We start from the raw sequence: 17,075 nt of genomic DNA, 5'->3' as shown, positions 1-17,075 counted from the left end.
TCTGGAAATCTTCAGGATTTAGCAGCATGGTTAGGACTTTAGTCAGTATTCCCGGATATCGCATCTATGATTTACTCTACAATGGTTCCAGAACCCTGGTTTATCGAGGGTATCGAGAAACTGACTCATTACCTGTAGTAATTAAACTGCTAAAAAATCCTTATCCGAGTTTGGGCGAACTCTTGTCGTTTCGCAATCAATACACCATCGCCAAAAATCTTAACCATCCGGGAATTATTCAAACTTATAGCCTAGAACCATACCAAAATGGCTATGCGCTGGTGATGGAAGATTTTGGCGGTATATCCCTTAAGGATTTTGCCAAGGTAGAGAGGTTACATATAACGTCTCTAAAGGAATTTTTGCTCTCTGCTATATCTCTGTGTAACACATTAGATATTGTCATTCGTCATCGCATTATTCATAAAGATATTAAACCCAGTAATATTTTAATTAATCCCGAAACCAAACAAGTTAAATTAATTGACTTCAGTATTGCATCTTTGCTACCAAGAGAAACCCAAGAAATTCAAAATGCCAACGCTCTAGAAGGCACACTTGCTTATCTTTCGCCAGAGCAAACTGGAAGGATGAACCGGGGAATTGACTATCGCAGTGACTTCTACTCATTAGGTGTCACATTTTATGAATTACTCACAGGAAAATTACCATTTGTTTCAGACGATCCGATGGAATTGGTGCATTGTCATCTTGCCAAAAATCCCATTGCCGTACACGATCGCAATCCCAATATTCCCTTAGTTTTATCTGAAATCGTCAGTAAGTTAATGGCGAAGAATGCCGAAGAGCGTTATCAGAGTGCCTTGGGAATCAAGCATGATTTAGAAATTTGTCTAAGTCAATTACAAGCCACCGGAAACATTGAATATTTTACATTAGGAGAGCGAGATATTAGCGATCGCTTCCTCATTCCCGAAAAACTCTACGGCAGAGAAACCGAAGTATTAACCCTCCTCAAAGCATTTGAAAAAGTTAGCTTGGGGACAACAGAAATGATGTTGGTAGCAGGTTTTTCTGGGATTGGGAAAACTGCCGTTGTCAATGAAGTTCATAAACCCATTGTCCGGCAACGCGGTTATTTTATTAAAGGGAAATATGACCAATTTCAGCGCAATATTCCCTTCTCGGCATTTGTGCAAGCATTCCGAGATTTAATGGGGCAATTGCTTTCAGAATCAGATGCACAACTACAAGCCTGGAAAATCAAGATTCTCGAAGCCGTTGGCGACAATGGACAAGTCTTGATTGACGTAATTCCAGAACTAGAACGCATTGTTGGTACTCAACCTCCAGCTATAGAACTATCAGGGAGTGCTGCCGAAACCCGCTTTAATCTGCTGATGCAGAAATTTGTGCAAATCTTCACAAGTGTTGAACATCCTTTAGTGATGTTTTTAGATGATTTGCAATGGGCAGATTCCGCATCGCTGAAATTGCTGCAATTATTGATGTCAGAAACAGGACATTTATTAATATTGGGTGCATATCGGGATAATGAAGTCTCACCGGTTCATCCATTCATCCTCACTGTAGATGAAATCGTCAAAACTGGGGCAGTGGTCAATACGATTGTTTTGCAACCGTTAAGCGAACCAGATATGAATCAGTTGGTGGCAGATACGCTGAATTGCAAATTATTGCTAGCCCAACCTTTGACAAAATTAGTCTATCAAAAAACTCATGGTAATCCTTTCTTTGCTACCCAGTTTCTCAAGGCATTAAATGACGATCGTCTAATTACCTTTGACTTAGAATCCTGTCATTGGCAGTGTAATATTGCCCAAGTCAGAGCCTTAGCAATTACTAATGATGTGGTGGAGTTTATGGCACTGCAATTGCAGAAGTTGCCAAACCAGACTCAGAATGTTCTCAAACTGGCAGCTTGTATTGGAGCGCAGTTTGATTTGAATACATTGGCGATTGTTTCAGAACAATCCCTAGAAACAACGGCGGCTGATTTATGGAAAGCGTTGCAAGAAGGGCTGATTATTCCGAATACGGAAATCTATAAATTCTTTATTCAATCTGAGAGTGAGTCAGTTTCTAATGCCGCAGCTAATCCGATTTATCGATTTTTGCATGACCGAGTTCAACAAGCAGCTTATTCCCTAATTCCCGATGACCAAAAAAAAGCAACCCATCTCAAAATTGGCCAGTTACTTCAGCAAAACTTTTCAGAAATAGAACGAGAAGAAAAACTGTTTGATATTGCCCTTCATTTAAATTTAGGAATTGAATTAATTAATCAACAACAGGAACGAGTAGCCTTAGCACAACTTAACTTCAAAGCTGGCAGTAAAGCCAGAAGTTCAACTGCATACACTGCTGCCAAAGTGTATCTACAAACTGGAATTGATTTACTAGAGGTCGATTGTTGGCAACATCAATATGAACTAACTCTGAATCTGTATGTGACGGCTGCGGAAGTTGCTTATTTGAATGGTGACTTTGAGGGTATGGAACAGCTAGCCGCAGTGGTATTGCGACAAGCACAGACTATTTTCGACAAAGTGAAAATCTATGAAATTCAAATCGTGGCACAGACGGCTCAGATCCAAATATCAACGGCGCTGGCAGTGGGAACAGAGGCTCTAGCAGAATTTGGGGTGGATTTCCCGACGAAAGTAGACGAAGCTTTGATTGACAAAGCCTTACAGGAACTTAACCAGCAACTAAATGGCAGAGAGATTGCTGGGTTGATCGATCTGCCCGTGATGAGCGATCGCACAGCCCAAGCCGCGATGCAATTGTTAAGAATGTTGGTTGCACCTGTGTTCCAGGGAATGCCAGGTTTACTGCCCCTGTTGAGCGCGACGATGGTACGGTTGTCACTCCAGTTTGGCAATGACAAAGCCTCGACAGTCGGCTATGTGATGCATGGCCTGGTGCTATGTTCTTTTCTGGGTGAAGTCGAAACAGGCTACGAGTTTGGTAAATTATCACTCTCCTTACTGGAGAGGTTGAATGCTCAGTCCATGAAATGCAGCACTCTCAACCTGTTTGGGAATTTTATTCAGCATCACCAGCAATCATTCTTGGCAACGCTACCAACCATGAAAGATGGTTACATCATTGGTATGGAAACAGGTGATTTTCTCTTTGCTGGCTACGGCATAGCAAATTACGCCTATGTTGCGCTTTTTGCAGGTGTAGACCTGGACGCGTTGGCACCGGAATTGACTGGTTACAGTGCTGCCCTGGCTCAATTGAAACAAGATTCAGCGCGGATTATTTTGGGCATGGTGCGGCAAACAGTGCAGCAGTTCAGAGAAACGGTGAGCCAGCCCTATTGCTTAATAGGCACTGCCTACGATGAAACGGTGATGATTCCTAAGCACCACAAGGATAAGAATCTCACAATGATCGCCTTTGTTTCTACTTACAAACTGCTGCTTGCCTACTACTTTGGCAATTATCAGGCTGCCCTCGACTATATCACCCAAGGCAAGCCCTATTTGATGGCAGCATCGGGAATGGTGCATATTCCCACTTTCCATTTCTATGCAGCCCTGACGTACTTGGCACTTGTTCCCACAAACTCAGAAATTGAGCTTTCTGCAATTCTCGCCGAGTTTAAAACCTATGAAACTATTCTGCACCAGTGGGCGCACAATGCCCCGATGAATCATAAGCATAAATGGCATCTCGTGGAGGCCGAAAAGTGTCGAGTTTTCGGTAACAAATTGGAAGCAATGGAGCAGTACGATCGCGCCATCGCCACCGCCAAAGAAAATCAATACCCCAACGAAGAAGCTTTAGCCAATGAACTAGCCGCTAAATTCTATCTGGATTGGGGCAAAGAAAAAATCGCTCAAACCTATATGACTGAAGCTTATTATTGTTACACCCGTTGGGGAGCAAAAGCTAAAGTTGTTGATTTAGAAACCCGCTATCCTCAACTACTCGCCACAATTTGGCAAAAACAACAATCATCTTTCACATGTACGGAAACGATTATTTCTATCTCCTCTCACACCGTCCAAAGTTCCACTTTCGGTAATACTAGCTTCTCAGAAGCCCTCGATCTGGCGACCATTCTCAAAGCTTCTCAATCTCTGTCGAGTGAAATTGAGTTGGAGAAATTACTCTCAACCCTACTTGAGGTGATACTGGAAAGTGCGGGAGCGGATAAATGTGCGTTGCTGATGCCAAAAGGTTCATGCTGGGTAATTGAGGCATTATCCCAATTGGAACAGCCTAGCATTATCTTGCGATCGCTACCCATTGAAGATCGTCAAACAGTACCTGTTGCCCTAATCAATCGGGTGAAAAATACCCTCACCTTGACTGTAATTGAGAATGCAGTAGTTGAGCCAACCCTTGCGGCTGACCCTTATATTATTCGCCATTCACCTAAGAGTATTCTCTGTGCGCCAATTCTCAACCAAGGCAAGCTGATTGGCATTTTGTACCTGGAAAATAACCTAACGGTGGGAGCCTTTACTAGCGATCGCCTACAGGTTATCAAACTTCTCACTACTCAAGTAGCTATTTCTCTAGAAAACGCCCAACTATATCATAAATTAGAGAACTATTCCCATAATTTGGAGCAAAAAGTAGAAGAACGCACCCAGGAAATAACAGAAAAAGCAACTCAGCTAGAAGCAACCCTGGAAAAACTTTACTCGACTCAAGCCCAACTCATTCAATCAGAAAAAATGTCCGGTTTGGGACAGCTAGTTGCTGGAATAGCTCATGAAATTAATAATCCAATTAATTTTATCTATGGCAACTTACAACCAGCCAGTGAATATGTTGCATCTTTAATTGAATTAAATAATTTATATCAAAAACTTTATCCGCAACCATTGCCAGAGATTGCCGAAAAAGTTGCAGATATTGAACTAGAATTTCTAGTAAATGATTTACAAAAACTTCTTTCATCGATGAGAATTGGAGCAGATCGTATCCGTCAGATTGTGCTGTCACTGCGGAATTTTTCCCGCTTGGATGAATCAGAAATCAAACCAGTAGACATTCACTCTGGGATTGAGAGTACGCTGTTAATTTTGCAGCATCGACTTCAGAATAATAGTAAACATGCAGAGATTTCGCTCGTGAAAGAATACGAGCAATTACCTTTAGTTAATTGTTATGCATCGGCTCTGAATCAGGTATTTATGAATATTATCAACAATGCCATTGATGCTTTAGAAGTATCAGATACCGATTTCCAACCGACTATTACAATTCAGACGGAATTAAAAAAATCAAACATATTAATTCGCATTGCAGACAACGGTATAGGGATGAGCAAGTCTGTACAAAATAAGATATTTAATCCATTTTTTACGACGAAATCAGTAGGTAGTGGTACAGGTTTGGGATTATCAACTAGCTATTCGATTGTGGTCGAAAAACATGGGGGTCAGTTAAGCTGCATTTCTGCACCAGGACAGGGTGCAGAATTTATCATTGAAATTCCGGTGTAAAGTTTTGCTCTTGTTAATAAATAACTTGATATATCTGGGAACACTATATCTGTAAATCATTAGGATGAGTACAGTATGGTTAACACTCTTATCAATATTCCCGGATATCGCATCTATGATTTACTCTACAATGGTTCCAGAACCGTAGTTTATCGAGGCTATCGAGAGACTGACTCATTACCTGTAGTAATTAAACTGCTGAAAAATCCTTATCCAAGTTTCAGCGAACTATTGTCATTTCGCAATCAGTACACGATTACCAAAAATCTCAACTCTCCTCTGATTGTTCAAACCTACAGCCTCCAAGCCTACCAAAATGGCTATGCGCTGGTAATGGAAGACTTTGAGGGGATTTCTCTCAATGATTGGAGAGTGAGGAAAACCCAACAATCTATATCTATAAAGGAATTTTTAGAAATAGCGATCGCACTGTGCAATACCTTAGATATATTGTATCGGGAGCGAATTATTCATAAAGATATTAAACCTGCCAATATTTTAATTAATCCCGAAACAAAACAAGTTAAATTAATCGATTTTAGTATTGCATCTTTACTACCACGAGAAACGCAAACATTAATCAATCTCAACGTCTTAGAAGGGACACTAGCTTATATTTCCCCAGAACAAACAGGAAGAATGAATCGGGGGATTGACTACCGGACTGATTTTTATTCTTTAGGTGTGACTTTCTACGAATTACTTACAGGAAAGTTACCTTTTGCGTCAAACGATCCAATGGAGTTGGTGCATTCTCATATTGCTAAACAACCACCACTTTTAGGCAATAGAGAAGAGATTCCCCAAGTATTTTGTGATATCGTCATGAAATTGATGGCAAAAAATGCTGAAGACAGATATCAAAGTGCTTTGGGTTTGAAATTTGATTTAGAAAATTGTTTACATCAACTTCAAGAGACTGGTATAATTTGGGATTTTGAAATTGCGAGTAGGGATGTGTGCGATCGCTTCATCATCCCCGATAAACTCTATGGACGAGAAACCGAGGTATCAACTCTACTAGAAGCCTTTGAAAGAGTCAGCCTTGGTGCAACAGAAATGATGCTGGTAGCTGGGTTTTCGGGAATTGGGAAAACTGCGGTTGTCAACGAAGTTCATAAACCAATTGTGCGACAACGCGGTTATTTTATCAAAGGGAAATACGACCAATTTCAACGGAATATTCCCTTCAGTGCATTTGTGCAAGCATTCCGAGATTTAATTGGACAATTATTAACTGAAAGTGATATCCAAATCCAGCAATGGAGAAACCAAATATTAGAGGCAGTTGGAGAAAATGGACAAGTAATTATTGAAGTTATCCCCGAATTATCAAGAATTATTGGCGAACAACCAGCCGCCATAGAATTATCAGGAATGGCGGCAGAAAATAGATTTAATTTATTGTTTCAAAAATTTATCCAAGTTTTTACCAGTGCTGAACATCCCTTAGTGATGTTTTTAGATGATTTGCAATGGGCAGATTCAGCATCGCTGAAGTTGATGCAGCTATTGATGGCTGAGACAAAGCATCTTTTATTAATTGGTGCGTACCGTGATAACGAAGTCAAGCCAGCACACCCATTAATGTTGACTTTGAGTGAGATTCAAAAAAATCAAGCAACGATTAATACGATTACTTTAGCACCACTGAATCAAGTCATACTGAATCAATTAGTTGCCGATACACTTAAATGTACAGAAAGTTTGGCATCGCCTCTTTCTCAATTAGTCTCTCAAAAAACTCAAGGTAATCCGTTTTTTGCAACCCAGTTTCTCAAAGCATTGCATCAAGATAGGCTAATTGAATTTACCCCTCCAATCCCCCCTTACCAGGCAGGGGGGTGGCAATGTGACATCGTACAAGTAAATCAGCAAGCGGTTACAGATGATGTTGTGGCTTTTATGAGTTTTCAATTGCGAAAACTACCAGAATCAACTCAACAGATATTACAGTTAGCTGCTTGTATTGGCAACTCTTTTGATTTAGAAACTTTGGCAATTGTTTCTGAACAATCCCCAATCGAAACGGCTTCAGATTTGTGGAAAGCGTTGCAAGAAGGGTTGATTTTACCGATTAGTGATGTTTATAAGTTTTATCAAAATTCGTCATTAGTCACTTGTACTGAGCGTAGTCGAAGTATTAGTCATTGGTCATTAGAAAATAACAAACAAATGACAAATGACATAGGACAAAGGACAGCTTCATATAGATTCTTACATGACCGAGTACAGCAAGCTGCCTATTCCCTGATTCCCGATGAGCAAAAACAAGCAACTCACCTCAAAATTGGAAAATTACTACTGCACAGTTCCTCGGAAGTAGAACTGGAAGAAAAACTGTTTGATATTGCCCTGCATTTAAACCAAGGAATTGAGCTGATCGCTCAACCACAAGAACGGGAAGAATTAGCCCAACTTAACTTCAAAGCTGGAGTGAAGGCGATAAATTCTACAGCTTATACTGCGGCAAGAGTTTATTTGCAAACAGGGATTGAAATACTGACAGCCAACTGCTGGCAAGATCAATATGAATTGACTCTGAATCTCCATGTTGCTGCTACCGAAGCTGCTTATTTGAATGCTGATTTTGATGGTATGGAAAAAATAGCAGCACTGGTGTTACAAGAAGCTGAGACGATTTTAGACAAAATCAAAATTTACAAAATTCAAATCGTTGCCCAGACAGCCCAGAGCAAGATATTAGAAGCCATTGCAGTCGCAAGAGATGCACTCTTTCAATTAGGGGTTGAACTCCCCACTGCACCTGACGAAGCCAAAATTACTAAAGCCCTACAAACCGTAGCTAGTCTTCAGGGTGATAGAGAGATTGAGGAATTAGTGAATCTCCCTGTAATGAGCGATCGCCAGACTCAGGCAGCTATGCAACTGTTAGGAATATTATTTTCACCGATTCTACAGGCAATGCCCGGATTAATGCCCATACTGAGCGCGACGATGGTGAGTTTATCACTTGAGTTTGGCAATGCACCAGGATCAACGGTGGGGTATGCGATTCACAGTATGGTGTTGTGTGCCTTTTTGGGAGAAGTGAAAACAGGGTATAGCTTTGGGCGATTGGCAATCAACTTGCTGGATCAATTTAATGTCGGGGAATTCAAGTCTAAAGTTCTACTTCTGTTTGCGGCTTGGGTTCAACATCATCAGGAATCTCTCAAAGCAACGATGTTGACGCTGAAAGATGGCTATGCAACTGGTATAGAAACTGGTGATTTTCTCAACGCTGGCTACAACTGCTTCGATTACCTCATGGCCAAACTTTTTGCTGGGGTAGAACTGGACATTTGGGAACCCGAAATAGCAACTTACAGGGTTGTCTTAGTGCAGGTAAAACAACATTCTGCCCAGACTTTTTTGGATATGATGCAGCAGACTGTGCAGAACTTGAGGGAAGGCCGTATTCTGTCGGATTGCTTAATTGGCAGCGCCTACGATGAAACGGTGATGCTTTCTAAGCACCATCAGGACAACGATCTCACAGCGATCGCTATTGCTTACACTTACAAACTGATGCTTGCCTACTTTTTTGGTAACTACACGGCTGCCCTAGACTATAACGCCCAAGCGAAACAGTATTTAATGGCAGTATCAGGGATGATTTTTATTCCCATTTTTCATTTCTATGCAGCCCTGACGCATTTGGCACTCTTGTCCACACACCCAGAGTCAGAGCAAGGCGAATTTTTGTCTTTAGCCCAAACCCATCAAACCACTTTGCAACAGTGGGCGCAAAATGCCCCGATGAATCATCTGCATAAATGGCATTTAGTTGAGGCAGAAAAACATCGGGTTTTGGGCAATAAAGCCGAAGCAATTGAACATTACGATCGCGCCATCATTGGAGCCAAAGAAAATGATTATATTCAGGAAGAAGCGCTGGCTAATGAACTAGCCGCAAAATTTTACCTCGACTGGGATAAACAGGAGATTGCCCAGGCATACATGATGAAGGCTTACTATGGCTATGCTCGTTGGGGTGCAAAAGCCAAAGTCGCTGACTTGGAAAGACGCTATCCCCAACTCCTGACTCCTATTCTCCAACAAACTCGCACTCCTTTCTCAGTTAACGAAACCGTCTTCGCATTAGGAACAGTCACCTCCACTAGTTCTTCTAGTTCTTCTAGTTCTTCCTCCAGCATCTCCGATTCTCTCGATTTAGCTGCTATTCTCAAGGCTTCCCAAAGTATCTCCGGTGAAATCGAACTCGAAAAACTGCTCTCATCGTTGCTTGCGATCGTCATCGAAAATGCGGGGGCTGATAAATGCCTGCTAATGCTCTTGCGAGACGAACGCCTGCTGATCGAAGGGTCAATTATTCAGGGTTCGGAGCCGATAGTGTTGCAGCGCCTTCTGGTTGAGGAGAGTCAAGATATTCCCCTAAAGCTGATTTACAAAGTCAAGAACAACAGACAGACTGCTGTGCTACTGGATGCGACGGCCGATCCGACTTTAGCCAATGACCCGTATATCATTCGTCAGCAGCCTCATAGTATCTTGTGTAGCCCGATTTTACATCAAGGGAAGTTGCGGGGCATTTTATATCTAGAAAATAATTTGGCAACGGGAGCGTTTACCAGCGATCGCGTTGAACTGCTCAACTTACTTTGCACTCAAGCAGCAATTTCTCTGGAAAATGCCCAACTCTATGAGCGATCGCAGAACTATGCCCAACAGCTAGAGGAGTCATTTGCCGAATTGAGTGCGAGTAACTCTCGCTTTGAGAAATTGGTAGATAATGTTCCTGGCGTTGTTTATCAATACTGCATATCTGCTGATGGTGCAATGTCTCTACCCTACATGAGTGCAGACTGTTATAAACTCTACGAAATTACTCCAGAGCAAGCGATCGCGTCGGTGCAGTTGCTCTTGGAGAGAATACATCCAGATGATATTGCAAGTCACCAAGACTCTATTGCAGATTCAATTCAAACGCTGACTCCCTGGCGCTGGGAGGGACGAATTATCACAGTATCAGGTATTCTCAAGTGGATTCATGGGGAAGCTCGAATCCAAAAATTTGCCGATGGGTCTATAGTTTGGGATGGATTATTATTGGATATTAGCGAACAGCAAGCTGCGCTACGCGAACGCAAACGAGCAGAGCAAGAACTGCAAAATGCCCAATTACAAATGGTGCAAAGTGAAAAAATGTCTGCACTAGGTAACTTAGTTGCAGGCGTTGCTCACGAAATGAATAATCCCCTTGGGTTTATTGCTGCCAGTCTTAAACAAGCTAAACCTACCATCGCCGATATTGTTGAACACTTAAAGCTTTATCAAGAAAGTTTACCCAACAAAAATGATGAAATCATTGACCATGCTGAAGAAATTGACTTAGATTATAGTTTATCAGACTTGCCCAAGATGATTGATTCTATGTCTATGGCGTGCGATCGCCTGAAAAACATTAGCACCAGTTTACGTACTTTCTCTCGTGCCGATCGAGATTACAAAGTACCATTTAACATCCACCAAGGCATTGATAGCACCATTCTCATTCTCAAACATCGTCTCAAAGCTAACGAACAACGTCCCGCAATTGAAGTTATCACAAATTACGGAGATTTACCTCAATTAGAATGTTTTCCTGGTCAATTAAATCAAGTATTTATGAACTTGCTTGCAAATGCTATTGATGCATTAGATGAATCTAATCAGGGACGCTCTTTTGAAGAAAATAAAGCTCATCCTAACTGCATTACAATTACAACCTCAGTCGAAAATAATCTAGTTAAAATTGCCATTGCTGATAATGGTAAAGGGATGACTGAAGAAGTCAAATCAAAAATATTTGACCATTTATTTACGACAAAAGCTGTCGGGAAAGGAACAGGATTAGGGTTAGCGATCGCTCGTCAAATTGTCGAATCAACTCACAGCGGAAAATTGAGTTTTAACTCGGTTCTGGGTCTAAGTACTGAATTTATCATTGAAATCCCAGTTTGACATCCTCACCGCCGTGAACGGTCGGGGAAACACTGGAGTAATGAGTAATAAGTAATAAGTAATGAGTAAATACCGTTTTTCATTCACTCATTACTCATTACTCCTTACTCATTACTCCTTACTCATTACTTTAAAGCCGTGCTGGAAGCACAAGGTTTTAGACCCATTTTTCGGATAAGTTTTGTATTTAATGTTAAACACGCTTCAGATATCTGGGAATACTAAACCTGGAAATCTAAGGATTTAGCAGTATATATGGTTAGCACTCTTGTCAGTATTCCCGGATATCGGATCAGCGAAGAACTCTACAATGGTTCGAGAACCGTAGTTTATCGAGGGTATCAGGAGGCTGACTCATTACCTGTAGCCATTAAACTGCTGAAAAATCCATATCCAGATTTTAACGAACTCTTGTCGTTTCGGAATCAATACACCATTACCAAGAATCTCAACTCTCCCCTGATTGTCCAAACCTACAGCCTCCAAGCATACCAAAATGGCTATGCGCTGGTGATGGAAGACTTTGGGGGGATTTCTCTCAAGGATTGGGAAGTTAAGGGAAGGGGACAATCTCTACAGGAGTTTTTAGAAATAGCGATCGCACTCTGCAATACCTTAGATGTACTCTACCGAGAGCGGATTATTCATAAAGATATCAAACCCGCCAATATTTTAATTAACCCAGAAACCAAACAAGTTAAATTAATCGACTTTAGTATTGCATCTTTACTACCACGAGAAACGCAGACACTTGTCAATCCTAATGTTTTAGAAGGGACACTAGCTTATATTTCCCCAGAACAAACGGGGAGAATGAATCGGGGGATTGATTACCGCACAGATTTCTATTCTTTGGGTGTGACATTCTACGAATTACTTACGGGAGTTTTACCATTTGAATCAAACGATCCGATGGAGTTGGTACATTCTCATATTGCTAAACTTCCACCACTTTTAGGCAATAGAGAAGAGATTCCCCAAGTTATTTGTGATATTGTCATGAAATTGATGGCAAAAAATGCCGAATCCAGATATCAAAGTGCATTGGGACTGAAGTTTGATTTAGAAAAATGTTTACATCAACTACACGTTTCTGGTAAAATCAAAGGCTTTGAGATTGGGCTTAGGGATGTTTGCGATCGCTTCATCATTCCCGACAAACTCTACGGACGAGAAACCGAAGCAGAAACTTTACTGCAAGCATTTGAGCGAGTCAGTCTTGGTGGAACAGAAATGATGCTGGTAGCAGGTTTTTCGGGTATTGGGAAAACCGCCGTTGTCAACGAAGTTCATAAACCAATTGTTCGGCAACGCGGTTATTTTCTCAAAGGAAAATTTGACCAATTTCAACGCAATATTCCCTTCTCTGCTTTTGTACAAGCATTTCGGGATTTAATGGGGCAATTGTTAACCGAAAGTGATGTCCAACTAGAGCAATGGAAAAATCAAATATTAGAAACTGTTGGAGAGAACGGTCAGGTAATTATTGAAGTCATTCCCGAATTAGAAAAAATCATTGGCGAACAACCACCAGCAGTAGAATTATCAGGAACGGCAGCCCAAAATCGCTTTAATTTATTGTTTCAAAAATTCACCCAAGTCTTTACTAGCGCCGAACATCCATTAGTGATGTTTTTAGATGATTTACAATGGGCTGATTCAGCATCATTAAAGTTGATGCAGCTATTAATGGCTGATACAGGTCATCTTTTCATCATTGGTGCTTATCGGGATAACGAAGTCAATCCAGCCCATCCATTAATGCTGACTTTGAGTGAAATCCAAAAAAACCAAGCAGTCATTAATACTATTACTTTAACACCCCTGAGTCAATCCCAAATCAATCAATTAGTCGCTGATACCCTAAAAAGTACAGAAACTTTGGCATTACCCCTTTCACAATTAGTCTATCAAAAAACTAAAGGCAACCCATTTTTTGCCACCCAATTTCTCAAAGCCCTACACGAAGAAAATCTCATTCAATTTAACTTGGAGTTAGGCTGTTGGCAATGCGAACTGTCCAAAATTAATCAACAAGCCTTGACCGATGATGTCGTAGAATTTATGGCGTTGCAGCTAGAGAAGTTACCCTTAGCAACCCAGAATATTCTGAAATTAGCCGCTTGTATTGGCAATCAGTTCGAGCTAGCAACATTAGCAATTGTTTCAGAACACTCAGAAGTAGAAACCGCAGCCAATTTATGGAAAGCATTGCAAGAAGGTTTGATTTTACCGATTGGTGATGTTTATAAATTTTATGTAGGGGCAGAAAGTCAAGCCGTTACGCCAGAAAAGTCTCAAAATGTTACCTACAAATTTTTGCACGATCGCGTTCAACAAGCAGCCTATTCCCTAATTCCCGACGACCAAAAACAAACGACTCATTACCAAATCGGACAACTGCTTTTACAACAGATTTCCGCACAAGCTAGAGTTGACCGGATTTTTGAAATCGTCAATCAATTAAATCACGGAACTGCTTTAATTACCCAACCAACTCAACGAGAAGAATTAGCTGGACTCAATTTAATTGCCTGTCGCAAAGCCAAAAGTTCAACCGCCTATCAAGCAGCGCGTGAATATGCGACAGTGGGATTGTCTTTGTTGTCAGAAAATACTTGGCAGCAGCAGTATGAAATGACCCTCGCCTTATATGAATTAGCTGCGGAAGTAGCAATGCTAAACGGTAACTTTGAGGCGATGGAACAGTTTATTGATCTTGTCATTCAACAGGCACGCTCCTTACCTGAAAAAGTCAATGTTTACTGCATTAGAATTCAATCTCATATTTCCCAAAGTAAACTGACATCAGCGATCGCGATCGCCCAACCAATCTTACAACAGCTTGGTACAACCTTTCCTGAAACACCGACACTATCAGATATTCAACAGGAAATCCAACAGATTGAGGAACTCATTGGAGATCGGGAAATCGCTGATTTGGTTCACTTGCCTGAAATGACCGATGCAGAAAAACTCGGTACTCTTAAAATTGTCAATATCATTATCCCAGCCGCTTACCTCACTGGCTCTGCGCTGTACCCATTGCTGAATAGTTTGTCCGTTAAACTATCAATTCAGTACGGTAACACATCGACTTCTGCTTTAGGCTATGCAACCTATGGCAATATTCTCTGCAATTTCTTACAAATAGATACAGGATCGCAGTTTGGTTCCCTGGCGCTCCAGATTATTTCAAAACTCGATGCCAAAGCAAGTAAAACAGATGTTTTGATGATCTTGGGGATATTTATTGTACACCGCAAATCTCACATTAAAGAAACACTACCCCTCTTGCAAGAGGGTTACACCAGTGCCCTAGAATTTGGAAACCTGGTACTTGCTGGATATAATGGGCACACTTTTTGTCTCAATTCTTTTTGGTGCAGTCAGCCCCTGGCTACCTTAGAGCAGGATATTTGCGCCTACTCCCATAGTTTGATGCAATTAAATCAATTGACAACCGCAAATTATTGCCGGATTTATTGGCAACCTGTTTTAAATCTGCTAGGTCTTGCAGAACATACCACCCTTTTGTCTGGAAAAGCCTTTGAAGAAACAGAATTTCTCCAGCAGCTACAGTCTGCCAAAGATGGATATGGATTGTATATTTTCCATTTGTATAAACTAATGCTTTATTTCTTGTTTGGAGAAATTGAGCCAGCGAAAAATCATGCTATTGAAGTCAGGCGCTATTTTATGGCTGGTGCGGGATTAGTCACCGAACCAGTATTTTATCTTTATGATTCTCTGCTAACTCTGGCACAATTAAATCCACAGTTAGATGAAACATCAGAAGCATTGCAGGGTGTCATAGAAAACCAAACAAAGTTACAGCAATGGGCGTATCATGCACCCATGAATTATCAACATAAGGTTGATTTGGTAGCGGCAGAAAAATGTCGAGTGTTAGGACAAAAAGCCGAAGCAATTGAGTTTTACGACAAGGCGATAACTCTAGCCAAAGCCAACGAATATACCCAAGAAGAAGCACTTGCTAATGAACTAGCAGCAAAATTCTACCTAGATTGGGGCAAAGAGCGCATAGCTGGGAACTACATGATTGAAGCCTACTATGCCTATGCTCGTTGGGGTGCAAAAGCCAAAGTCGCTGACCTAGAAGCTCGCTATCCGCAACTACTTAGACCTATATTAGAGCAAACCCGTTCTCCTCTCTCCACTCACGAAACTCTGTTCACATTGGGTAGTGTCACCTCCAGCAGTTCGGCCATATCCAGTACTAATGTTTCTCTGGCTTTAGATTTAGCTACTATTCTCAAAGCTTCTCATACTATTTCCGGTGAAATCGAACTGGAAAATCTACTTTCATCGTTGATGACGATCGTCACCGAAAATGCGGGGGCTGATAAATGCGTGTTAATGCTCATGCGAGACTCGCACCTGTTAATCAAAGGGTCAATTACTACAGGTTCAAAGCCAGTTGTCTTGCAGCGTATTCCCATTGAAGATAGCCAGGACATTCCCCACAGACTGATTTACAAAGTCAAGCATGACAAGCAAACTGCTGTAATAGTTGATGCAAGTGCCGATCGCACCTTAGCCAATGACCCCTATATCATCCGTCAGCAGCCCAAAAGTATGTTGTGTAGCCCGATTTTGCATCAAGGGAAGTTGCTGGGCATTTTATATCTAGAAAATAATCTAGCAACGGGGGCGTTCACAAGCGATCGCGTCGAACTGCTCAACTTACTTTGCGCTCAAGCTGCGATTTCTTTGGAAAATGCTCGACTTTATGAGCGATCGCTAGAATATGCTCAACAGCTAGAAGCAGCTTTACAAGAACTCCAGGGCGCTCAATTACAAATCGTGCAAAGTGAAAAGATGTCTGCATTGGGTAACTTAGTCGCCGGGGTGGCTCACGAAATGAATAATCCTTTGGGTTTTATTGCTGCTAGTCTCAAACAGGCTAAACCAACGTTTACCGATCTTATCGAACACTTGAAACTATACGAACAAAAGTTTCCTACGCCCGGAGATGAAATTACAGACCATGCTGAGGAAATCGACTTAGATTATAGTTTATCAGACTTGCCCAAGATGATTGATTCTATGTCTATGGCGTGCGATCGCCTCAAAAATATCAGCACCAGTTTACGTACTTTCTCTCGTGCCGATCGAGATTACAAAGTGCCATTTAACATCCACCAAGGCATTGATAGCACCATTCTCATTCTTAAACATCGTCTAAAAGCTAACGAACAACGTCCTACCATTGAAGTTATCACAAATTACGGTGATTTACCTCAATTAGAATGTTTTCCTGGTCAATTAAATCAGGTATTTATGAACCTTCTAGCAAATGCTATTGATGCATTAGATGAATCTAATCAGGGACGTAGTTTTGAAGAAAATCAAGCTCATCCTAACTGGATTACAATTACAACCTCAGTTGAAAATAATCTAGTTAAAATTGTCATTGCTGATAATGGTCAGGGGATGAATGAACAAGTCAAATCAAAAATATTTGACCATTTATTTACGACAAAAGCTGTTGGTAAAGGGACGGGTTTAGGGTTAGCGATCGCTCGTCAAATTGTCGAATCAACCCACGGCGGAAAATTGAGTTTTAACTCGATTTTGGGTGAAGGAACCGAATTTATCATTGAAATTCCGGGATAATTTTTAGTGATTTTT

At 41.1% G+C, this 17,075-nt stretch carries 3 protein-coding genes; all 3 read left to right on the top strand.

The features are described from left to right. Window positions 1-26 precede the first annotated feature (26 nt). The 3 genes from V7K84_RS24860 to V7K84_RS24850 all read left to right on the top strand — a co-directional run bounded on the left by V7K84_RS24860 (window position 27) and on the right by V7K84_RS24850 (window position 17,060). Window positions 27-5,453: a trifunctional serine/threonine-protein kinase/ATP-binding protein/sensor histidine kinase gene (locus V7K84_RS24860; protein WP_334841966.1), complete on the top strand. Its 5,427-nt coding sequence runs from the start codon at window positions 27-29 to the stop codon at window positions 5,451-5,453. Between the two features lie 75 nt (window positions 5,454-5,528). Beyond that, the gene (locus V7K84_RS24855) at window positions 5,529-11,420 is read left to right on the top strand and encodes a trifunctional serine/threonine-protein kinase/ATP-binding protein/sensor histidine kinase (RefSeq protein WP_334841964.1); all 5,892 of its coding nucleotides are present in this window, start codon (window positions 5,529-5,531) and stop codon (window positions 11,418-11,420) included. Window positions 11,421-11,675: 255 nt separating this feature from the next. After that, window positions 11,676-17,060: a trifunctional serine/threonine-protein kinase/ATP-binding protein/sensor histidine kinase gene (locus tag V7K84_RS24850; RefSeq protein WP_334841963.1), complete on the top strand. Its 5,385-nt coding sequence runs from the start codon at window positions 11,676-11,678 to the stop codon at window positions 17,058-17,060. The last annotated feature ends 15 nt before the right edge of the window (window positions 17,061-17,075 follow it).

Source organism: Nostoc sp., from assembly GCF_036917315.1.
GTDB lineage: Bacteria > Cyanobacteriota > Cyanobacteriia > Cyanobacteriales > Nostocaceae > Nostoc.
The sequence above is the reverse complement of the archived record's forward strand: the minus strand, read 5'-3'. Positions and strand labels throughout refer to the sequence as shown.